Source organism: Blautia sp. RTP21359st1_E11_RTP21359_211015, from assembly GCF_040910705.1.
Lineage (GTDB): Bacteria > Bacillota > Clostridia > Lachnospirales > Lachnospiraceae > Blautia_A > Blautia_A fusiformis.
This window is the reverse complement of the sequence record NZ_JBDGAB010000014.1, coordinates 17,247-37,354: the sequence shown is the minus strand read 5'-3', so window position 1 is coordinate 37,354 and position 20,108 is coordinate 17,247. Positions and strand designations below refer to the sequence as shown.

The 20,108-nt window shown below is 44.5% G+C and carries 33 protein-coding genes; 30 read left to right on the top strand and 3 right to left on the bottom strand.

The genetic code is table 11. From position 1 onward, the window contains the following. From rapZ to infA, 29 genes are all read left to right on the top strand, one after another. On the top strand, positions 1-689 hold a 689-nt coding region (gene rapZ, locus AB5026_RS07060; protein WP_368213023.1), incomplete at its 5' end, for an RNase adapter RapZ. 48 nt (positions 690-737) lie between these two features. Next, entirely contained in the window at positions 738-1,694 is a 957-nt protein-coding gene (whiA, locus tag AB5026_RS07055) for a DNA-binding protein WhiA (protein ID WP_015526912.1), read from the top strand. Then, positions 1,691-1,945 (top strand): HPr family phosphocarrier protein, encoded by a 255-nt coding sequence (locus tag AB5026_RS07050; RefSeq protein WP_015526913.1) that lies wholly within the window; start codon positions 1,691-1,693, stop codon positions 1,943-1,945. The genes whiA and AB5026_RS07050 overlap by 4 nt, the downstream gene beginning before the upstream one ends. A gap of 145 nt (positions 1,946-2,090) precedes the next feature. Then, on the top strand, positions 2,091-3,170 hold the full coding sequence (locus tag AB5026_RS07045) for a hypothetical protein (RefSeq protein ID WP_092069543.1): 1,080 nt from the start codon (positions 2,091-2,093) through the stop codon (positions 3,168-3,170). 349 nt (positions 3,171-3,519) lie between these two features. Continuing rightward, entirely contained in the window at positions 3,520-3,837 is a 318-nt protein-coding gene (rpsJ, locus tag AB5026_RS07040; RefSeq protein ID WP_015526916.1) for a 30S ribosomal protein S10, read from the top strand. A gap of 65 nt (positions 3,838-3,902) precedes the next feature. Continuing rightward, the gene (gene rplC, locus AB5026_RS07035; protein WP_368213020.1) at positions 3,903-4,535 is read left to right on the top strand and encodes a 50S ribosomal protein L3; all 633 of its coding nucleotides are present in this window, start codon (positions 3,903-3,905) and stop codon (positions 4,533-4,535) included. Positions 4,536-4,556: 21 nt separating this feature from the next. Continuing rightward, positions 4,557-5,177, top strand: coding sequence for a 50S ribosomal protein L4 (gene rplD / locus AB5026_RS07030; RefSeq protein ID WP_015526918.1), 621 nt, complete (start codon positions 4,557-4,559; stop codon positions 5,175-5,177). Continuing rightward, positions 5,177-5,476, top strand: coding sequence for a 50S ribosomal protein L23 (gene rplW, locus AB5026_RS07025; protein ID WP_015526919.1), 300 nt, complete (start codon positions 5,177-5,179; stop codon positions 5,474-5,476). The genes rplD and rplW overlap by 1 nt, the downstream gene beginning before the upstream one ends. A gap of 62 nt (positions 5,477-5,538) precedes the next feature. After that, positions 5,539-6,384, top strand: a complete 846-nt coding sequence (rplB, locus tag AB5026_RS07020; RefSeq protein ID WP_015526920.1) for a 50S ribosomal protein L2 — start codon at positions 5,539-5,541, stop codon at positions 6,382-6,384. A gap of 15 nt (positions 6,385-6,399) precedes the next feature. Next, positions 6,400-6,681: a 30S ribosomal protein S19 gene (gene rpsS, locus AB5026_RS07015; RefSeq protein WP_015526921.1), complete on the top strand. Its 282-nt coding sequence runs from the start codon at positions 6,400-6,402 to the stop codon at positions 6,679-6,681. Between the two features lie 86 nt (positions 6,682-6,767). Continuing rightward, positions 6,768-7,157 (top strand): 50S ribosomal protein L22, encoded by a 390-nt coding sequence (gene rplV, locus AB5026_RS07010; protein ID WP_015526922.1) that lies wholly within the window; start codon positions 6,768-6,770, stop codon positions 7,155-7,157. 11 nt (positions 7,158-7,168) lie between these two features. Next, on the top strand, positions 7,169-7,825 hold the full coding sequence (rpsC, locus tag AB5026_RS07005; protein WP_015526923.1) for a 30S ribosomal protein S3: 657 nt from the start codon (positions 7,169-7,171) through the stop codon (positions 7,823-7,825). Beyond that, positions 7,825-8,262, top strand: a complete 438-nt coding sequence (gene rplP, locus AB5026_RS07000) for a 50S ribosomal protein L16 (protein ID WP_015526924.1) — start codon at positions 7,825-7,827, stop codon at positions 8,260-8,262. The genes rpsC and rplP overlap by 1 nt, the downstream gene beginning before the upstream one ends. Continuing rightward, entirely contained in the window at positions 8,252-8,461 is a 210-nt protein-coding gene (rpmC, locus tag AB5026_RS06995) for a 50S ribosomal protein L29 (RefSeq protein WP_021650762.1), read from the top strand. The genes rplP and rpmC overlap by 11 nt, the downstream gene beginning before the upstream one ends. Positions 8,462-8,478: 17 nt before the next feature. Then, positions 8,479-8,733, top strand: coding sequence for a 30S ribosomal protein S17 (gene rpsQ / locus AB5026_RS06990; RefSeq protein ID WP_021650763.1), 255 nt, complete (start codon positions 8,479-8,481; stop codon positions 8,731-8,733). A 13-nt stretch (positions 8,734-8,746) separates the two neighbouring features. Beyond that, the gene (rplN, locus tag AB5026_RS06985; protein WP_019162495.1) at positions 8,747-9,115 is read left to right on the top strand and encodes a 50S ribosomal protein L14; all 369 of its coding nucleotides are present in this window, start codon (positions 8,747-8,749) and stop codon (positions 9,113-9,115) included. A gap of 11 nt (positions 9,116-9,126) precedes the next feature. Beyond that, complete coding sequence (gene rplX / locus AB5026_RS06980; protein ID WP_021650764.1) at positions 9,127-9,438, top strand: 50S ribosomal protein L24; 312 nt, start codon at positions 9,127-9,129, stop codon at positions 9,436-9,438. A 22-nt stretch (positions 9,439-9,460) separates the two neighbouring features. Continuing rightward, positions 9,461-10,000: a 50S ribosomal protein L5 gene (gene rplE / locus AB5026_RS06975; RefSeq protein ID WP_021650765.1), complete on the top strand. Its 540-nt coding sequence runs from the start codon at positions 9,461-9,463 to the stop codon at positions 9,998-10,000. 13 nt (positions 10,001-10,013) lie between these two features. Further along, complete coding sequence (locus AB5026_RS06970) at positions 10,014-10,199, top strand: type Z 30S ribosomal protein S14 (RefSeq protein ID WP_015526927.1); 186 nt, start codon at positions 10,014-10,016, stop codon at positions 10,197-10,199. An 81-nt stretch (positions 10,200-10,280) separates the two neighbouring features. After that, entirely contained in the window at positions 10,281-10,682 is a 402-nt protein-coding gene (rpsH, locus tag AB5026_RS06965) for a 30S ribosomal protein S8 (protein WP_015526928.1), read from the top strand. Between the two features lie 96 nt (positions 10,683-10,778). Next, a complete protein-coding gene (rplF, locus tag AB5026_RS06960; protein ID WP_015526929.1) occupies positions 10,779-11,318 on the top strand; it encodes a 50S ribosomal protein L6 in 540 nt (179 codons plus the stop codon). A 17-nt stretch (positions 11,319-11,335) separates the two neighbouring features. Next, positions 11,336-11,704 carry a 50S ribosomal protein L18 gene (gene rplR, locus AB5026_RS06955; protein ID WP_015526930.1) on the top strand — a complete coding sequence of 123 codons (369 nt, stop codon included), beginning with the start codon at positions 11,336-11,338 and terminating at the stop codon, positions 11,702-11,704. 17 nt (positions 11,705-11,721) lie between these two features. Further along, complete coding sequence (gene rpsE, locus AB5026_RS06950) at positions 11,722-12,231, top strand: 30S ribosomal protein S5 (protein WP_015526931.1); 510 nt, start codon at positions 11,722-11,724, stop codon at positions 12,229-12,231. A 13-nt stretch (positions 12,232-12,244) separates the two neighbouring features. Further along, positions 12,245-12,424, top strand: a complete 180-nt coding sequence (rpmD, locus tag AB5026_RS06945; RefSeq protein WP_015526932.1) for a 50S ribosomal protein L30 — start codon at positions 12,245-12,247, stop codon at positions 12,422-12,424. A 12-nt stretch (positions 12,425-12,436) separates the two neighbouring features. Further along, positions 12,437-12,877: a 50S ribosomal protein L15 gene (rplO, locus tag AB5026_RS06940; protein ID WP_015526933.1), complete on the top strand. Its 441-nt coding sequence runs from the start codon at positions 12,437-12,439 to the stop codon at positions 12,875-12,877. Then, entirely contained in the window at positions 12,877-14,190 is a 1,314-nt protein-coding gene (secY, locus tag AB5026_RS06935; RefSeq protein WP_015526934.1) for a preprotein translocase subunit SecY, read from the top strand. The genes rplO and secY overlap by 1 nt, the downstream gene beginning before the upstream one ends. A 98-nt stretch (positions 14,191-14,288) precedes the next feature. Continuing rightward, a complete protein-coding gene (locus AB5026_RS06930; protein WP_015526935.1) occupies positions 14,289-14,933 on the top strand; it encodes an adenylate kinase in 645 nt (214 codons plus the stop codon). Positions 14,934-14,935: 2 nt separating this feature from the next. Further along, the gene (gene map / locus AB5026_RS06925; RefSeq protein ID WP_015526936.1) at positions 14,936-15,694 is read left to right on the top strand and encodes a type I methionyl aminopeptidase; all 759 of its coding nucleotides are present in this window, start codon (positions 14,936-14,938) and stop codon (positions 15,692-15,694) included. A gap of 34 nt (positions 15,695-15,728) precedes the next feature. Next, the gene (gene infA, locus AB5026_RS06920; RefSeq protein ID WP_005428560.1) at positions 15,729-15,947 is read left to right on the top strand and encodes a translation initiation factor IF-1; all 219 of its coding nucleotides are present in this window, start codon (positions 15,729-15,731) and stop codon (positions 15,945-15,947) included. Between the two features lie 385 nt (positions 15,948-16,332). On the opposite strand, the gene AB5026_RS06915 is transcribed toward infA, so the two are convergent. The 3 genes from AB5026_RS06915 to AB5026_RS06905 form a co-directional block, all read right to left on the bottom strand. Then, complete coding sequence (locus tag AB5026_RS06915; protein ID WP_092069549.1) at positions 16,333-17,655, bottom strand: sodium-dependent transporter; 1,323 nt, start codon at positions 17,653-17,655, stop codon at positions 16,333-16,335. A gap of 174 nt (positions 17,656-17,829) precedes the next feature. Further along, on the bottom strand, positions 17,830-18,555 hold the full coding sequence (locus AB5026_RS06910; RefSeq protein ID WP_059085343.1) for a UTRA domain-containing protein: 726 nt from the start codon (positions 18,553-18,555) through the stop codon (positions 17,830-17,832). A 319-nt stretch (positions 18,556-18,874) separates the two neighbouring features. Beyond that, positions 18,875-19,606, bottom strand: a complete 732-nt coding sequence (locus AB5026_RS06905) for a YoaK family protein (RefSeq protein WP_173723131.1) — start codon at positions 19,604-19,606, stop codon at positions 18,875-18,877. A 221-nt stretch (positions 19,607-19,827) separates the two neighbouring features. Between AB5026_RS06905 and rpmJ the strand changes: the two genes are divergently transcribed. Beyond that, positions 19,828-19,941 carry a 50S ribosomal protein L36 gene (rpmJ, locus tag AB5026_RS06900; RefSeq protein WP_003022746.1) on the top strand — a complete coding sequence of 38 codons (114 nt, stop codon included), beginning with the start codon at positions 19,828-19,830 and terminating at the stop codon, positions 19,939-19,941. The last annotated feature ends 167 nt before the right edge of the window (positions 19,942-20,108 follow it).

Below are 20,108 nucleotides of genomic sequence, written 5' to 3'. Positions count from 1 at the left end.
GAAGTGCCCTTGATGAACTGGAAGTAGTTCTGGACCGTATGAAGCAGACCGGGTATGATTACGAGATCCTGTTTATGGATGCAGAGGATTCTGTCCTTGTAAAACGCTATAAAGAATCCAGAAGAAGCCACCCGCTGGCAAGAGCAGGGAGAGTGGATGAGGGAATCCGCCTGGAACGTGAGAAAACAAAATTTCTCCGGAAACGTGCGGATTATATCATTGATACCAGCCATCTGCTTACCAGGGAGCTTCGCCAGGAAATCGAAAAGATCTTTGTGGATGACAGAGAGTTCAGCAATATCATGATCTCTGTGCTTTCCTTCGGCTTTAAGTATGGAATCCCGGCAGATGCAGATCTTGTGTTTGATGTGCGATTTCTTCCCAATCCCTATTATGTGGATGAACTGCGTCCTCTGACAGGCCTTGACGATGAAGTGTTCAATTATGTGATGGCCAGTGATACGGCGAAAGCCTTCGCGGACAAACTGGAGGATATGATCCGTTTTCTGATCCCTAACTACATTAAAGAAGGGAAAACAAGCCTTGTGATCGGTATCGGATGTACAGGGGGAAAACATCGTTCTGTTACTATTGCCAGAGAACTTTTTTCCAGGCTTTCCAAATCGGATGAATACGGCATCCGCCTGGAGCACAGGGATGCGGAGAAGGACAGACTTCTGAAAAAATAACTGCCGCGATGAAAAGGGTGGCAGGGAAACAGTAAAAGAGGGTTCGGGATGTCATTTTCAGGAAAAGTCAAAGAAGAACTTGCAGGACAGCTTAGTCTGGCCAGGCACTGTCAGGTGGCAGAACTGGCGGCACTGCTCTGCGGCTGCGGCCGTGTGGAAAAAATGTCGGATGGAAACAGAAAACTATGGATCCAGACAGAAAATGAAGCAGTTGCAAGAAAAAGCTTTACATTATTGCGAAAAACCTTTAATATAGAGACAGCGATTGTTATCCGGGAAGGATCTCATCTCAAACGGGGTAAGGTATATCTTGTTGAGGTTACGGATCCTGCCAGAACAGAGGAAGTACTGCAGGGGACAAAGCTTTCTGTGGATAACGAAACCGGTTTACTTGAAATGGATAATTCGCTTGTGGTTCAGATGAACTGTTGCAAGCGGGCATTTATTCGCGGTACTTTTTTGTCGTCCGGTTCGATCAGTGATCCAGAGAAAGGGTATCATTTTGAGATCGTGTGTCCGGACAGCAGGAAAGCAGAACAATTACAGGGGATTATCCGCAGTTTTCACGTAGAAGCTAAAATTGTGGTGCGCAAGAAATCATATGTGGTCTATGTGAAGGAAGGCGCGCAGATCGTTGACATGCTGGCAGTCATGGAGGCGAACGTAGCCCTTATGGATCTGGAGAACATCCGGATACTTAAGGAAATGCGTAACACGGTAAACCGTAAGGTGAACTGTGAGGCTGCGAATATCAATAAAACGGTAAATGCGGCAGTGAGACAGGTGGAAGATATACAGCTGATCAGCAGAACTATCGGCTTTGAGAGCTTAAGCGATGGACTGGCACAGATAGCCAGGCTGAGACTGCAGTATCCGGATGCCACACTGAAAGAATTAGGTATGATGTTGAATCCGCAGGTGGGCAAATCAGGTGTGAATCACCGGCTTCGCAAGCTGAGTGAGATCGCAGATGAGCTGCGGGAGAACAAGGAGGAGCTATTATGATTAAAAAACCAATCACTATCAACTTATCCACTGGACTGGAGGCAAGACCTGTAGCACAGCTTGTTCAGGTGGCAAGCCAGTTTAACAGTGAAATTTATGTTGAGATTGGCAAAAAAAGAGTCAATGCAAAGAGCATTATGGGAATGATGACCCTGGGACTTGACGCTGGAGAAGAGATTACACTGTCTGCCAACGGTGATGATGAGAATGCAGCGATGGAGAGCATTGAACAGTATTTAAGCAACCAGTAATCAGTTGGGACAGAGCAGTCCGCGGAAAAGGGTAGATTCCTGCGGATGTGGAATATAAAGGGATACAGACGGAAAGGAAGACCGATTCCCGCTGTATCCCTTTCCGCTTCAAAGTACCTACAAATATGAAAGAGGAAGATTACCTATGTCAAAAGTATTGAAATTTATCGTACATTTTGTTGTGATATGCACACTGATCTGTGTACTGGGACTTGTTCTTCCGCCGTTCTTCGGGGTGAGAACAGTGATCGTGGATAAATCCGATAAGGCAACGAACCTCCCAGTCGGATCTGTTACATATGCGATCCCGGAGAAGAGTTCTGCGATCAGCGCAGGTACTCCGATCCTTGTACAGAAAGATTCCGAGACATATAAATATACGATCACCAATCTCGATGCCTCCAAGGGAACCGGAACAGTAACAGATCAGTCCGTTTCCGGAGGAAAGACTTTTACCATTAAGGTTGGAGATTATGTTCCGAAAGTTGTAGTTACCATTGGCTATGTGGGATATCTTATGGTGGCTACAGAAAGTATTGAAGGCCTGATCATTCTTGGTCTGGTCGTATTGTTCCTGATCATCCTGTATGTGATCGCAGAGCTCTGGAAGAAAGAGCCGGATGATATTGAGGAAGATGTGAACGATCCGGAACCGGGTTATGTGAAGTCCAGGAAAGAACTGAAGCAGGAAGAAAAAGCACGTGCCAGAAGAATGAAGGAAGAAGAAAAAGAGATCATTCAGGAAGAAAAGGCACGAAAACACAAAAATAAAAAAGCAGATAAGCGTAAGGTCCGTACGGGCGGTTTCGTAGATGAGATTGACGAAGAGGATGTTACAGACTATTCGGAGAATAAAAAGAAGGCTGCCATACAGCAGACTGCACAGACTGCCGCAAGTGAGGCTCATGCGGAACTTAAGAAAGAGATTGCAGCAGCCACTTCAGAAGAAGCAGATATGCTTTCCAGACTGGAAATGGCAGAACGTACGGTTGAAGAAAACAGAAAGCCGCATCCGGCCGGAAAGGTCGAAGAGGTTCCGGAAGAGGAAGAGGAGCCGGTTACCATTGGAAGCCTTGCGATGCCGTCTTATTCCGCAGCGCAGCTTGCAAGCCGCGTAAAGAAGGCAGGTGATGCACCGGATATCGTTAAGGATGACATCACGAAGGTTACACTGTTTGATTACTCGGATATCATCAGTGGTGATGTGGACGATATGGAAGAATAAAATAAGTACCTATTATATAAGAAGAAAATGGTTCAGAAATGAGCCATTTTCTTCTTTTTTAAAAAAAATCAAAAAAATTTAAAAAAAGGCTTGCATTCTGAAGAATCATCGTATATACTAATCCTTGCTGTGACATTGATAGCTATGAAGCGCGAGGTTGCTGCCACATTGGCAGGTTTTCCGTGGAGCGAATGTCAAGTTAGGAAACTGACGACAAGTCACTGTACAAAGTTCAATAACCATCTTGGGATGGGACGTGTGTGCAAATATACCATGACACACACGGAGATGTGTACAGTCGCCGCTTGTCGTACTGCTATATAAGTACGAATAGGAGGAGACTTTTTTTATGGCAAATCAGGTAATGAGAATCACATTAAAGGCATATGATCATCAGCTCGTTGATGCATCTGCAGCAAAGATCATCGAGACAGTAAAGAAGAACGGAGCAATGGTAAGTGGACCGGTTCCGCTTCCTACTAAGAAAGAGGTTGTTACAATCTTAAGAGCTGTTCATAAATACAAAGATTCCAGAGAGCAGTTTGAGCAGAGAACACATAAGAGACTTATCGATATCCTGACACCAACTCAGAAAACAGTAGATGCACTTTCCAGACTGGAAATGCCGGCTGGTGTTCACATCGATATCAAGATGAAAAACCGCTAATAATGTCATTTGACATTAACTATATGATTACCGAATGGTAATCCGCTATAAGGAGGAAGAAAGAAATGAAGAAAGCTATTTTAGCTACTAAAGTCGGAATGACTCAGATCTTCAATGAAGATGGAATGTTAATTCCGGTAACTGTTTTACAGGCAGGTCCTTGCGTTGTAACTCAGGCTAAAACTGAGGAGAACGATGGATACACATCAGTTCAGGTTGGCTTCGGCGAGATCAGAGAGAAACTGGTCAACAAACCGGAGAAAGGCCACTTTGACAAAGCTGGTGTAGCTGTAAAGAGATTTGTAAAAGAGTTCAGATTTGACAATGCCGGCGAGTATGAGGTTGGACAGGAGATCAAGGCTGATATCTTTGTAGCAGGAGATCATATCGATGCTACTGCAGTTTCCAAAGGTAAAGGCTTTCAGGGCGCCATCAAGAGACATGGCCAGTCCAGAGGACCTATGGCTCACGGTTCTAAATATCATCGTCATGCAGGTTCCAACGGCGCTTGCTCCGATCCGAGCAAGGTTTTCAAAGGAAAACATATGCCAGGTCACATGGGACATGTTCAGGTAACTGTTCAGAATCTTGAGATCGTACGTGTAGATACAGAAAATAACTTACTGTTAGTTAAGGGTGCTGTTCCAGGACCTAAGAAATCTTTGGTTACAATCAAAGAGACAGTAAAGTCCTTATAATAGGAAAGGAGGAGCATCAGAATGGCTAATGTAACTGTTTATAATATGGAAGGCAATGAAGTTGGCACAATGGAGCTGAATGACGCAGTATTCGGCGTTGAGATCAACGAGCATCTCGTTCATCTTGCAGTTGTTCGTCAGCTTGCAAATAACCGTCAGGGAACTCAGAAAGCGAAAACTCGTTCTGAGGTAAGAGGCGGCGGAAGAAAACCGTGGAGACAGAAAGGAACAGGTCATGCAAGACAGGGTTCCATCCGTGCACCACAGTGGACAGGCGGCGGTGTTGTATTCGCTCCGGTTCCGAGAGATTATGAAGTGAAAATGAACAAGAAGGAAAGAAGAGCAGCTCTTAAATCCGCTCTGACATCCAAGGTTCAGGATAATAAACTTGTTGTTGTTGACAGCCTTGCACTTGCTGAGGTTAAGACAAAAGAGATGCAGAAGGTTCTTACAAACCTGAAAGCAGAGAAAGCTCTTGTAATCACAGCTGACAACGATCAGAACGTAGTTCTTTCCGCAAGAAACATCGCTGACGTGGAAACTGCAACACCGGCTACAATCAACACATACGATGTTATGAAACACAACACCGTAGTTGTTACAAAGGATGCCGTTGCATCTATCGAGGAGGTATACGCATAATGGCAAGTATTCAGTACTATGACGTAATCATCCGTCCGGTTATCACAGAGAAATCCATGGCAGACATGGGTGAGAAGAAATATACATTCCTTGTACATCCGGAAGCTAACAAGACTCAGATCAAAGAGGCTGTTGAGAAGATGTTCGAGGGAACAAAAGTTAAGAGCGTAAACACCATCAACAGTGATGGAAAGAAAAAACGCCGTGGAATGGTAGTTGGAAAAACTGCTAAGACTAAAAAAGCTATCGTAGCTCTTACAGAAGAGAGCAAAGATATCGAGATTTTTGAGGGACTTTAATTAACAGATAAGTCCGAATATGTGCACGAAAGCACGAGAACAAATTCGAAAGGAGAAACATCATGGGAATCAAAAGCTATAACCCATATACACCGTCAAGAAGACATATGACTGGTTCCGACTTCTCTGAGATTACAGCTGCAAAACCAGAGAAATCCCTCGTTACTTCCCTTAAGAAGAACGCTGGACGTAACAATCAGGGTAAGATCACTGTAAGACATCAGGGTGGCGGAAGCAGAAGAAAATACAGAATCATCGACTTCAAGAGAAGAAAAGATGGAATCCCTGCAACAGTTAAAACAATCGAGTACGATCCGAACAGAACAGCTAACATCGCTCTGATCTGCTACGCAGATGGCGAGAAAGCTTACATCCTCGCTCCAGAGGGACTTAAAGTAGGCCAGAAGGTTTACAATGGTCCGGAAGCTGAGGTTCGTGTTGGAAACTGCCTCCCACTGGAGCTTATCCCGGTTGGTACTATGGTTCACAACATTGAGCTTCATCCTGGAAAAGGCGGACAGATGGTTCGTTCTGCAGGAAACGGCGCACAGCTCATGGCTAAAGAAGGAAAGTACGCAACACTTCGTCTTCCTTCCGGTGAGATGAGAATGGTTCCGATCGTATGCCGCGCAACTGTTGGTGTAATCGGAAACGGAGATCACAACCTTATTAACATCGGTAAAGCCGGACGTAAACGTAACATGGGTATCAGACCTACAGTTCGTGGTTCCGTAATGAACCCGAATGACCATCCACATGGTGGTGGTGAAGGTAAGACCGGTATCGGACGCCCAGGTCCTTGCACACCGTGGGGCAAACCTGCTCTCGGCCTGAAGACCAGAAAGAAAAACAAACAGTCCAACAAGTACATCGTAAGAAGACGCGATGGAAAAGCATTATCGAAATAATAAGGAGGAGAAAGCATGTCTCGTTCACTGAAAAAAGGACCTTTTGCAGACCAGAGCTTACTTAAAAAAGTAGACGCTCTTAACGCTGCAAATGATAAATCCGTAATCAAAACTTGGTCTCGCCGTTCCACAATCTTCCCGTCTTTCGTAGGACACACAATCGCTGTTCATGACGGAAGAAAACATGTGCCGGTATATATCACAGAGGATATGGTAGGACACAAACTTGGTGAGTTCGTTGCAACAAGAACTTACAGAGGACACGGAAAAGACGAGAAGAAGTCCGGAGTACGCTAGTCATCAGATTTATAACTGCCCGCTGTCAATTTAAGACAGCTGGCAGATAACTTAGATATCGAATTTAAGAAAGGAGGCACTTTAAGATGGCAAAAGGACATAGAAGCCAGATAAAGAGAGCCAGAAATGAGAATAATAGAGAGACAAGGCCGTCTGCAAAGTTATCTTATGCAAGAATTTCTGTTCAGAAAGCCTGCTACGTATTAGATGCGATCCGTGGCAAAGATGTACAGACAGCACTTGGTATCCTGACATACAATCCGAGATACGCTTCCAGCGTGATCAAAAAACTGCTTGAGTCAGCAGTAGCAAACGCTGAGAACAACAACGGAATGAACGCAGACAACCTTTATGTTGCAGCATGCTATGCAGATAAGGGACCTACAATGAAGAGAATTCAGCCGAGAGCACAGGGTAGAGCTTACAGAATCGAGAAGAGAACTAGCCATATCACAGTTGTGCTTGATGAAAGGTAAGGAGGAAAAGCATGGGACAGAAAGTTAATCCGCATGGCCTTAGAGTCGGAGTTATCAAGGATTGGGATTCCAGATGGTATGCAGAAGACAAGTTTGCTGACTACCTGGTAGAAGACTACAACATCAGAACATTCCTTAAAAAGAAATTATACAGCGCAGGTGTTTCCAAAATCGAGATCGAGAGAGCATCTGACAGAGTTAAGATCATCATCTACACAGCAAAACCTGGTATCGTAATCGGTAAGGGCGGCGCAGAGATCGAGAAAGTTAAAGCTGAGCTTCAGAAATACACAGACAAGAAGCTTATCGTTGACATCAAAGAAGTTAAGAGACCGGACAAAGATGCACAGCTGGTTGCTGAGAACATTGCTCTTCAGCTTGAGAACCGTATTTCCTTCAGACGTGCTATGAAGTCCACAATGCAGAGAACAATGAAGGCTGGCGCTAAGGGAATCAAGACTTCCGTATCCGGACGTCTCGGCGGAGCTGATATGGCTCGTACAGAGTTCTACAGCGAGGGAACAATCCCGCTTCAGACACTTCGTGCAGATATCGACTATGGCTTTGCGGAAGCAGACACCACATACGGTAAAGTTGGTGTTAAGGCATGGATCTACAATGGTGAGATTCTTCCGACAAAAGGAACTAAGGAAGGGAGCGATAAATAATGTTAATGCCAAAAAGAGTAAAACGTCGTAAACAATTCCGTGGCTCCATGAGAGGAAAAGCCCTTAGAGGCAATGTTATCAACTATGGTGATTTCGGTCTTGTTGCTACTGAGCCATGTTGGATCAGATCTAATCAGATCGAGGCAGCCCGTGTTGCTATGACCCGTTACATCAAACGTGGCGGTAAAGTTTGGATTAAGATTTTCCCGGATAAACCGGTAACAGCTAAACCAGCTGAGACTCGAATGGGTTCCGGAAAAGGCGCTCTGGAGTACTGGGTAGCAGTAGTAAAACCAGGTCGTGTTATGTTTGAGATTGCAGGCGTGTCCGAAGAGGTTGCCCGTGAAGCATTACGTCTTGCAATGCACAAGTTACCATGTAAATGTAAAATCGTTTCTCGTGCAGACTTAGAAGGCGGTGATAACAGTGAAAATTAATAAGTTCGTGGAAGATTTAAAAGCAAAGTCAGTTGCAGAACTGAATGAAGAATTAGTAGCTGCTAAAAAAGAGCTTTTCAATCTGAGATTTCAGAATGCAACAAACCAGTTAGACAATACAGGACGAATCAAAGAGGTTCGTAAAAATATTGCCAGAATCCAGACAGTAATCACTGAGCAGGCAAACGCTTCCAAATAGGACAGGAGGACATAATCGTGGAAAGAAATCTGAGAAAAACCCGCGTGGGTAAGGTTATCAGCGACAAAATGGATAAGACCATCGTAGTTGCAATTGAAGACCATGTAAAACATCCTCTTTACAAAAAAATCGTGAAGAGAACATATAAATTAAAAGCTCATGACGAGAACAATGAGTGCAACATCGGAGATACCGTTAAGGTAATGGAGACCAGACCGCTGTCCAAGGACAAGAGATGGAGACTGGTTGAGATCGTAGAGAAAGCTAAATAAGGAGGAAACCAGTATGATTCAGCAGGAAACTAGACTGAAAGTTGCCGACAACACTGGTGCAAAAGAAATCCTTTGTATTCGTGTTATGGGCGGCTCTACAAGAAGATATGCAAACATCGGTGACACAATCGTTGCTACGGTTAAAGATGCAACACCAGGCGGCGTTGTTAAAAAAGGTGACGTTGTTAAAGCTGTAGTTGTTAGAACTAAAAAAGGCGCTCGTCGTAAAGACGGATCTTACATCCGTTTCGATGAAAATGCTGCCGTAATTATCAAGGATGACTTAACTCCGAGAGGAACACGTATCTTTGGACCAGTTGCCAGAGAGCTTCGTGAGAAGAAATTCATGAAGATCGTTTCCTTAGCTCCGGAAGTATTATAGGAGGGTGCCGAATGTCAGCTATGAAAATTAAAAAAGGTGATACTGTAAAGGTAATCGCTGGAAAAGATAAAGGTAAGGACGGAAAGGTCCTTGCAGTTAACGTAAAAGACAACACAGTAGTTGTTGAGAACGTAAACATGGTTACAAAGCACGCTAAACCGTCCGCAGCTAATCAGAACGGTGGAATCGTGACAAAAGAAGCTCCGCTTCATATCTCCAACGTAATGCTCGTTGTAGACGGAAAAGCTACAAGAGTTGGATTCAAGATGGATGGAGACAAAAAAGTTCGTGTTGCCAAAGCAACAGGAAAGACAATCGATTAATTAAGAGAGGAGGCATATAAAGGTGAGTAGATTAAAAGATCTTTACAAGAACGAGATCATGGATGCCATGACCAAGAAATTCGGATACAAAAACGTAATGGAAGTGCCAAAACTCGAGAAAATCGTTGTTAACATGGGTGTTGGCGAGGCAAAAGAGAACGCTAAACTTCTTGACGCTGCAATCGCAGATATGGAACTTGTTACAGGACAGAAAGCAATCGCTACAAAAGCTAAAAAATCTGTCGCTAACTTCAAAATCAGAGAGGGTATGCCGATCGGATGTAAAGTTACTCTGAGAGGCGAGAAGATGTATGAGTTCGCTGATCGTCTTATCAACCTTGCTCTTCCACGTGTACGTGACTTCCGTGGTGTTAACCCGAACGCATTCGACGGCAGAGGAAACTATGCTCTTGGTATCAAAGAGCAGCTGATCTTCCCAGAGGTTGAGTACGATAAGGTTGATAAAGTAAGAGGAATGGACGTTATCTTCGTTACAACTGCTAAAACAGATGAAGAGGCACGCGAATTACTGACATTATTCAACATGCCATTTGCTAAATAGGAGGAAAAGATTCATGGCTAAGACAGCAATGAAAATTAAACAGCAGCGTAAAGCTAAATTCTCCACAAGAGAGTATACTCGCTGCAGAATCTGTGGCCGTCCACATGCATACCTGAGAAAATACGGAATTTGCAGAATCTGCTTCCGTGAGCTGGCATACAAAGGTCAGATCCCGGGTGTTAAGAAAGCTTCCTGGTAGGCCGAGGCGAAAGCAACTTTTTAATCATTTAAATAATATTCACACGACATGTAAAGTCTGAAGAAAGAGGAGGAAACTTACATGACAATGAGCGATCCGATCGCAGATATGCTTACAAGAATCCGTAACGCAAATACTGCAAAACATGACACTGTAGACGTACCGGCATCCAAGATGAAAATTGCTATCGCAAACATCCTTGTAGATGAGGGATACATCGCAAAATATGATCTGGTTGAGGATGGAGTTGTTAAAACTCTTCACATCACACTGAAATATGGTGAGGACAAAAACCAGAAGATCATCACAGGACTTAAGAGAATCTCCAAACCAGGTCTTCGTGTATACGCAGGCAAGGATGAGCTTCCGAAGGTTCTTGGTGGACTTGGTATCGCAATCCTTTCCACAAACAAAGGCGTTATCACTGACAAAGAGGCTCGTAAGCTTCAGGTTGGTGGCGAGGTACTTGCATTCGTTTGGTAGGCCAAAGCCGCTTAACGAAGCAGTCATATAGCTTTTAAACTGAAAACAGAGAGGGCATGGGCCCTCTCCGACAATCTAAGTAAGGAGGACAAATTTATGTCACGAATCGGAAGACTTCCGGTTGCAATTCCAGCTGGCGTTGAGGTTACAGTCGCAGATGGAAACGTTGTAACAGTAAAAGGACCTAAGGGAACACTTGAGAGAGCACTCCCGACAGAGTTAGAGATCAAAGTTGAAGACGGTCATGTAGTTGTAACAAGACCGAACGACTTAAAGAGAATCAAAGCCCTTCACGGCTTAACAAGAAGCCTTATCCACAACATGGTTGTTGGTGTAAGCGAAGGATACAAAAAAGAGCTTGAGGTTAACGGTGTTGGTTACAGAGCTGCTAAGCAGGGCAAGAAACTTGTACTTAACCTCGGATATTCTCACCCGGTAGAGATGGAAGATCCAGAAGGTCTTGAGTCCACAGTTGACGGAAACAAGATCATCGTATCTGGTATCAGCAAAGAAAAAGTTGGCCAGTACGCAGCTGAGATCAGAGACAAGAGAAGACCTGAGCCATACAAGGGCAAGGGAATCAAGTACGTTGACGAAGTTATCAGACGTAAAGTCGGTAAGACCGGTAAGAAATAATTAAGGAGAGTGAGAATATGATTAACAAAGCATCCAGAAGCGAAATTCGCGAAAAGAAGCATAGAAGATTACGTCATCATTTAAACGGAACTGCAACTACTCCTCGTCTGGCAGTATTTCGTTCCAACAAGCACATCTATGCACAGATTATTGATGACACAGTTGGTAAAACTTTAGTATCCGCTTCTACTCTCCAGAAGGACGTAAAAGCAGAGCTTGAGAACACTGATGATGTACAGGCTGCAGCAAAAGTTGGAACAGTGATCGGTAAAAAAGCTGTTGAGGCTGGTATCGAGAGCGTTGTTTTCGACAGAGGTGGATATATCTACCACGGAAAAGTTAAAGCACTGGCAGATGCAGCAAGAGAAGCTGGACTGAAATTCTAAGAGGAGGAAAAGAACACATGAAACGTAATCTTATTGATGCTAGTCAGTTAGAGTTAGAAGATAAAGTAGTATCAATCAAGCGTGTTACCAAGGTTGTTAAAGGTGGTCGTAACTTCCGTTTCACAGCTTTAGTTGTTGTAGGTGACGGCAATGGACACGTTGGTGCAGGTTTAGGAAAAGCAGCAGAAATTCCGGAGGCGATCCGCAAAGGTAAAGAGGACGCTATGAAGAAGCTTGTTACTGTTGCAAGAGACGAGAACAATTCCATTACACATGACTTCATCGGAAAATTCGGAAGCGCTGAGATGCTTCTGAAGAGAGCTCCGGAAGGTACTGGAGTTATCGCCGGTGGCCCGGCACGTGCCGTAATCGAGCTTGCAGGTATCAAAAACATCCGTACAAAATGTATGGGTTCCAGAAATAAACAGAACGTAGTTCTGGCAACAATCGCAGGCCTGAGCCAGTTAAAGACTCCGGAAGAGGTCGCAAAGCTCCGCGGAAAATCTGTAGATGAGATTCTGGGTTAAGGAGGATATGGAAATGGCAGATACAATCAAGGTTACACTGGTAAAATCTCCAATCGGTGCAGTACCGAAACACAAAAAAACTGTAAAAGCTATGGGTCTTACAAAGATGCATAAAACAGTTGAGATGCCAGACAACGCTGCAACCAGAGGAATGATTCAGCAGGTGCAGCACCTGGTAAAAGTAGAAGATTAAGGAGGTGCCAGAATGGAATTATCAAACTTAAGACCCGCAGAGGGTTCCAAGCATAGCGATAACTTCAGAAGAGGCCGTGGACATGGTTCAGGAAACGGCAAAACTGCTGGTAAAGGACATAAAGGACAGCTTGCTCGTTCCGGACACAAGAAACCGGGATTCGAGGGAGGTCAGATGCCTTTATACAGACGTCTTCCTAAGAGAGGTTTCACTAACAGAAACTCTAAAGAAATTATCGCAATCAATGTAGACGTTCTCAATCGTTTTGAGGATGGCGCAGAGGTTACAGTTGACAGCTTACTTGCAAGCGGTGCAATCTCCAAGATCGGTGATGGTGTTAAGATCCTTGGAAACGGCGAGCTTACAAAAAAACTTAATGTTAAAGTAAACGCTGTCAGCGAGACTGCAAAAACAAAAATTGAAGCTGCTGGTGGTACAGTAGAGGTGATCTAATGTTTGAGACTCTTAAGAGTGTTTTCAAAGTAAAGGAAATGAGAAGAAAGCTTCTCTATCTGATCTGGATGATATTCGTGATCAGAATCGGATCCCAGCTTCCTGTACCGGGAGTCGACAGTGACTTCTTTAAGCAGTGGTTTGAATCTAATACCGGTGACGCATTCAATTTCTTTGATGCGTTCACCGGCGGTTCCTTTACTCAGATGTCAATTTTCGCATTGAACATCACACCTTACATTACTTCTTCCATTATCATTCAGCTTCTTACCATTGCCATTCCGGCACTGGAAGAGATGCAGCGTGACGGAGAAGAAGGAAGAAAAAAGCTTACAGCAATCACACGTTATGTAACGGTTGGTCTTGCTCTGTTTGAGTCTGTTGCCATGGCAATCGGATTTGGACGTCAGGGTATGATCCCGAACATGAGCTTCCTTAAAGGAATCGTAGTTGTTGCAAGTTTAACAGCGGGTTCCGCAATGCTTATGTGGCTGGGCGAGCGTATTACAGAGAAGGGCATTGGAAATGGTATTTCCATCGTCCTGACTATCAATATCGTGTCCAGGATCCCGAGTGATATGTCCCTTCTTTATGAGAACTTCGTCAAGGGCAAAACAATTGCAAAAGGAATGCTTGCAGCCTGCATCATTGCTGTGATTATTCTGTTTGTTGTAGTGCTCGTACTTATCCTCAACGGAGCAGAGAGAAGAATTCCGGTTCAGTATTCCAGAAAGATGGTTGGACGTAAAATGATGGGCGGTCAGTCCACAAACATCCCGCTCAAGGTAAATACTGCCGGCGTTATCCCGGTTATTTTTGCTTCCTCTATCATGTCTTTCCCGTCGATCATTGCTCAGTTCGCTGGCAAAGGAAACGGAACGGGCATCGGAAGTGAGATCTTAAGAGGACTTTCCTCCAATAACTGGTGTAATCCAAGTCAGATCCAGTACAGCTGGGGTCTGATCGTGTATGTGGTACTTTGCGTATTCTTCGCATACTTCTATACATCAATTACCTTTAATCCGTTGGAAGTAGCCGATAATATCAAAAAGCAGGGCGGTTTTATCCCAGGCATCCGTCCGGGAAAACCGACTTCAGATTATTTGACTAAAATCCTGAATTATATTATATTTATAGGTGCAGTAGGTCTTGTTATCGTGGCCGTTATACCGTTCTTCTTCAACGGTGTGTTCGGTGCGGATGTTTCCTTCGGCGGTACATCTATCATCATCATCGTAGGTGTTATCCTGGAGACCGTTAAGCAGGTGGAATCTCAGCTGCTTGTACGTAATTACAAAGGCTTCCTGAACTAATTGAAAATGAAGGTTGCGGTGCGAAAGTGTCGCAGCCTTGATTTGTAAACAGGACTGTCTGAAAATCAGGCAGAAAACAGGAAAATGGAGGGTATGCTATGAGAATTATTATGTTGGGTGCACCGGGGGCAGGTAAAGGTACTCAGGCTAAGAAAATTGCGGCGAAATATGGGATTCCGCACATCTCCACAGGAGATATTTTCCGTGCTAACATCAAAAACGGTACCGAGCTTGGAAACAAAGCAAAAACTTACATGGATCAGGGACTTCTTGTTCCGGATGAACTGACCTGCGACCTTGTTGTTGACAGAATCCAGCAGGATGACGCAAGGGAAGGGTATGTTCTGGATGGTTTCCCGAGAACAATTCCGCAGGCAGAATGTCTGACAGAGGCTCTGAACAAACTTGGAAGCAAAATTGACTATGCGATCGATGTGGATGTGCCGGATGATAACATCGTGAAACGTATGGGCGGACGCCGTGCATGTGTGAAATGCGGTGCAACTTATCACGTTGTATTTGCAGCACCGAAGACAGAGGGGGTCTGCGATACCTGTGGTGACAAGCTTGTACTCCGTGATGATGACAAGCCGGAAACAGTTCAGAAGCGTCTGAATGTTTATCATGAGCAGACACAGCCATTGATTGACTATTACACCACACAGGGTGTTTTGAAGACGGTAGACGGAACCAGGGATCTGAATGAGGTATTCCAGGAGATCGTTGACATCTTAGGAGAATAAGAATGTCCGTAACAATTAAGACACAGCATGAAATCGAACTTATGAGAGAAGCAGGCCATCTTCTTGAGAAGGTGCATGACGGTTTGATCCCTTACATCAAACCGGGTGTCAGCACCAAAGAGATTGATAAGATCGGAGAAGAAATGATCCGGTCTATGGGCTGTATTCCGAACTTTCTGAACTACGGAGGTTTTCCGGCTTCTTTCTGCATCAGCCTGAATGATGAGGTTGTGCATGGAATTCCATCCGAGGAGAAGATCATCCAGGACGGGGATCTGGTTAAGATCGACGCCGGCCTGATTTATAAGGGCTACCATTCTGACGCAGCACGTACCTATGCGGTAGGTGAAGTATCCAAAGAAGCACAGCAGCTCATTAAGGTTACAAGAGAGTGCTTTTTTGAAGGACTGAAAATGGCAAAAGCCGGAAATCATTTAAATGATATTTCCAAAGCCATCGGAGCCCACGCAGCGAAATACCGTTATGGTATTGTACGTGACCTTGTAGGACATGGAATCGGAACTCATCTTCATGAGGATCCGCAGATTCCAAACTTCCCGCAGAAGCGCAGGGGCATCAAGCTCCTTCCGGGAATGACCCTGGCCGTCGAGCCCATGATCAACCTTGGTCGTGCGGACGTGGCATGGCTGGACGATGAGTGGACAGTGGTAACCATGGATGGTTCACTTTCCGCCCATTATGAAAATACGATCCTCATCACCGATGGGGAACCAGAGATTCTGACGCTTACGAATCTGTAAGCAGCAATTGTTGTCATGACATAGGAGGTAAAAAATGTCAAAAGCAGATGTGATCGAAGTAGAAGGCACTGTTCTGGAGAAACTGCCTAATGCGATGTTTAAAGTGGAACTGGAAAACAAACATGTGGTACTTGCACATATCAGTGGCAAGCTCCGTATGAATTTTATCCGTATTCTCCCGGGAGATAAAGTAACGATCGAACTTTCTCCGTATGATCTTTCCAAAGGAAGAATCATCTGGAGAGATAAATAAGAAATATTGTAAAAGACGACCTGGTGGCGTTAAGCTGCCGGGTCTTTTTTTGCCTTTTCTGCAGAAAAAGAATCTGAAGTGGAATTTATCACTCACATTTTTTTACGTTTCTCAGGCAGCGATACAATTGCTTCCTGGTCTGATTACGAAGTGGAGAAACCGGATACACTCTAAGAATGTAGAATAATTGGAAATCAGTGTAAAACTTAAACTTGTTGACAAACTGTGAAGTGAGTGTATTCAGGATATGCAGCAAATCGAAAATCCTGGCTTTACGAATATTATAAGATAAAACATAAAAATCCCTCGGAAATGATTAAAAAATCATTTTTCGGGGGATTTGTTTATGCAGATAATTTTTTATTTTACTTATGTTATCACCTTATCATCCGATCCCGCCCAGCACAACACCAAGGATCAGCACCAGAAAGCACACCGGAATATAAAGATATTTACACACCGGGTAAAAATATTTCGTGAATGGTTTCTCACGGCCTTTGCTGATCTGGCTTTCCACATAGCTCCGGCCGAAAATCCAGAAGAACATGATCCCTGCAAGTCCTGCGCCGAGAGGACAGATATAGATGGAAAGCACATCCATCCAGTCAGAAACAATGCCCTGGATAAGAAGCGAAACCACAACGCCGATCACTGAGATCACCATGCAGGAAGGAATCCGGCCAAGACCTGTTTTTTCCTGAACTGTGGCAATAGGAGCTTCATAAAGGTTCATAAGCGAGGTCATGCCTGCAAGGAACACAGCTACGAAAAAGATGATGGCAATGATCCGTCCGCCAGGCATGGTTTTGATCAAGTGCGGCAGGTAGATGAACAGAAGTCCGGGACCGCCCTGGTCAAGCTTGGCACCTGTGGTAGCCATGGCCGGAATGATAACAAGTGCTGCCAGCATAGCAGCCAGAGTATCAAAAAGTGCTACCCTTGCAGCAGATGCAGGGATATCTTCGCTGTCCGGAAGATAAGATCCGTAGATCAGTGTACCGTTGCCTGCAACAGACAGGGAGAAAAATGCCTGTCCAAGTGCGAAGATCCAGGTGGAAGGCTTTGCCAGAACTTCCGGCTCCACGCGGAAGATATAGCGGTATCCGGCAGCAGCTCCCGGCTGAAAGGCAACATAGATGCCAAGGATCACAAACAGTATAAAGAAGATAGGCATCATCACTTTATTGGCCTTTTCGATGCCGCTTCCAACGCCGTACATCAGGATAAACATGCAGATCACAAGAGCAGCCAGCTGCCAGAGATTATTTCCCCAGGCAGAGGCCATGCCTCCGAATTTGGCGCCAAAGGACTCAATATCTGCCGGTGCCAGGGTGGAGCCTGTAAAGGCTCCGAGCATATATCGGAAGATCCATCCCATAACAACGGTATAACCGATAGCCATGGCCAGTGCACCGATCACCGGTATCCAGCCTAGTGTTTCACCCAGCCTTCGTCTGCATTTGGTTTCACAGGCCATGCCGAAGGCGTCAATGGGCCCGGAACGTGTCCCGCGGCCAAAGCTCATCTCGCCGATCACCCCGGTAAAGCCGATCAGTGCCACAAAAATAAAATACGGGATCAGGAACGATCCCCCGCCATACAGGGAAACTCTGGTGGGAAACATCCAGATATTTCCCATTCCAACCGCAGACCCGATGCAGGCCAGAATGAACCCCCAGCGGCTGTTAAAAGATTCTCGTTTTTTCATAAAAATAAAATTTCCTCTCTCCGTTGATCGTTTCAGTATAACATAATTTTGGAAAATAGGAAACTGCAGCATCTATACAGATCCAGGTATCTATACAGATCTAGGCGGATATTTGTGAGCCACATTTGTCACCTGCTCATAACCGTATAGCTGCGAAGCAGTTATGAGCCGGGCTCATCGGCGCAGGGCATTATCATAAAATCGAAAATGATCCGGTCTGTGCCGTGACTGGGTATACTCAAACATCACACCGTCACTGTTATAAGTCTGGCTGGACACCACAGCCACGCAGTTATAATCCTTTACATTCAGATGAAGATATTTTTCATCAATTTCTGTAACCTTTTCCACAGTCATGATACGTTTGCTGTTGACAATGGTCATATGAAGCACCTGTTCCAGATATTCATAGATAGAATGACTGGCAATCTCGGCAGTAAGGCCGGGAACGGATTCCTTCAGAAAATAATTATGGTTGATGATCAGCGGGATATCTTCAAGATAATGGATACGCTGAATATAATATACTTCTGCACCAGCGGGAAATCCTGTGTAAGCTGACTGATTTTTGCTGATACAAAGCTCTGTAAAAAGAGCCACCTCCGTATGGGCATTCTGACCGTTCCTTGCAGCAGATTCCTTGAAGGTTTCGATCTCTCCGATGGTGAAAGCAGTCTTCTCGTTTGGACGGTAGATATTGCGGACACCTTTTCCCTGCATGGTCTGTACATAGCCGTCACTGACAAGAAGACTGACCGCACGTCGCAGGGTATTGCGGGAGCAGCCGTAAGTCTGGATCAGAGTGTTTTCGGAAGGCAGAAGCTCCTGATAGGCAAAGGTGTTGTCCTCTATTTTCATTTTCAGATCTTTATAGATATCTTCGTAAATACTTTTGGGCATTTCAATTCTCCATTCATGTTCGGTCAAAAATATATAGCAGGATTTATGATTTCTGGAATAATTATAAAAGATTTTCCCGGTAAGCGCAATGTAAATACCGTGGAATGTTTAAACAAGTTACAGAGCATATTGATATGTTATGAGGATAGTATGAGAAATATAGATGAAATCAATTTGTGGCCATTCAAAATCATGATACTGGATTTCAAACGCATATAAGCTGTAAGCGTCAGAGGGGCTTACGCGTAAACAAAAAAGGAAATGTGACAGTGTAAAAACAGATCACATTTCCTCTTATTTTATCAAAGCTAAAATAAAGTCAGGCCTCTTTTTTCTTATAGGAAAGATTCCTGAAGCTGCTGCCGTCAGAAGCTGTGCTTCGGGTAACTGCCGGTGTATCGGCTGCGGTATTCCGGTCTGCACTGATCAGCCATACAGCATAGAAGGCAGGAACCAGACAGAGCCATACGCCTGAGAGACCGCAGGTCATATACAGGATCAAAGACAAAGCTGCACCTGTATGAAAAGAAAGCAGCGTCATTCCGTAGAATTTTGCTTTATCGCACTGTGCGCTGTCCTTTTTCATAAGGAACTGAGTGACAGCTGTGGTGAACTGGCGAAGGTTGTTGGTGGAAAAGATCGTGGAGCTGTTATATCCGCCGGGAGCCTTGAAGGTACACCACTGGAAAGGCATTGCAAAGAACACGGGGTAAAGAGCCACAACCGGAGACATTCCGGAAGGAAAGAATCCCAGGAGCAGGATCGCAAAGATATCGATCCCGATACTGATAAAACGAAGATCTGCGGAAAAATGCTCTGGGATCCAGACTGTAAGGATAACAGCAGCCATATATATGAGAAGCGCACCCACACGCAGAAGCATATCCGAAAAATTCCTGCCTATGAGATCCCGAACAACACCAAGAAGATTGGCTGTCTGGGCATTGCCGAAAAGATCAGCTCTTGATATAATGGCATAAAGCCCCAGGTATCCACCGATAAAAGATAAGGTGTAATGTATCAGAAAACGATATTTCATTTCCGTATGCATATGTAAAGATTCCTTTCATTAAAATAGGCAGATTCCATATGTCTGCCGGACTTTGCCACCCATTATAATACAGCCTGTAAAAAAAATCAAAAATTTTTTAAATTTTTTCTTGCATTTCAGGAAAACAGGTGTTAGTATATATTTCAAGCGCGCAAATACTGTGTATGAGTGCGCCTGTGAAACTGCAGATATGAGACTAATTTACGGAAGGAGGATTTCCAGTGAAAGTAAGATCATCTGTAAAGCCGATCTGCGAGAAGTGCAAGGTCATTAAGAGAAAGGGATCCATCAGAATCATCTGTGAGAACCCGAAGCACAAACAGCGTCAGGGTTGATTTCCATATCGGAACTTCTTTGGAATGTTTGTGAAACGTGCGGCTGCAGTATGAAACACCCGGCAGGGTTGTTCTACTGAACAGATAATAAGCATGTATTGCCTAATACCGAGAGGCAACAGCGGTTAAGATCCGCAATTTCGGAAAGGCTGTGATTCGCCAATTAC